Annotated in this window: 2 protein-coding genes; both read left to right on the top strand. The window is 42.6% G+C overall.

Annotation, left to right across the window (positions count from 1 at the left end; all coding sequences use genetic code 11):
• A partial coding sequence (locus HMPREF0367_RS09670) for a hypothetical protein (protein WP_035403778.1) occupies positions 1-199 on the top strand: 199 nt, incomplete at its 5' end.
• Between the two features lie 54 nt (positions 200-253).
• Positions 254-733 (top strand): recombinase family protein (locus HMPREF0367_RS10780; protein WP_035403780.1); only part of this gene is annotated, 480 nt, incomplete at its 3' end.

The raw sequence follows: 733 nt of genomic DNA on the forward strand, positions 1-733 counted from the left end.
TATGATAACAACAGAGGATAAAAAAGCAGATAAAAAGAGAAAGCGTATCGTGCCAAAAGCACCAGTGCAGATGATAATCAGCCGTGAATATGTCGGCACACAGACCGTTACAGAAGCGTTTGTCCCGATTATCTCCGAGGATATTCGGAAGAAGATTGCCGAGGGCGACACCTTCGACAATGAGGGGCTGTCCGCTTAGAATGTACGCAATGGGACATGAAAACAGATAGGACAGATACGGAGGTTTTACAGTATGGCAGGAATCAAAGAAGAAAAGAAAATCTATTTAGTCGGCATTTATTGCCGCTTATCTAAAGACGATGGTACGGATAACGAGAGTGCGAGCATTGCGACACAGAAATCCATCCTCACGGATTATGTGAAAAAGCAGGGATGGCACATAGCAAAAACGTATGTGGACGATGGTTATTCTGGTACAAATTTCCAAAGACCAAGTTTCCAGAATATGATAAAAGACATTGAAAGCGGTCTGATAAACTGCGTGATTACGAAAGATTTATCCCGTCTGGGGAGAAACTATCTTGATTGTGGGTTATATCTGGAAGTTTTCTTCCCAGAGCATAACGTGAGGTATATAGCGGTCAATGACGGCGTAGATACCTTGAATAAATCTGCTATGGACATCACGCCTTTCCGCAACATTTTAAACGAAATGTATGCCGCTGACATATCTGTTAAGATAAAATCGGCATATCGGGCGAGGTTTCAACAG

Source organism: Faecalitalea cylindroides ATCC 27803 (assembly GCF_000469305.1).
GTDB classification, from domain to species: domain Bacteria; phylum Bacillota_I; class Bacilli_A; order Erysipelotrichales; family Erysipelotrichaceae; genus Faecalitalea; species Faecalitalea cylindroides.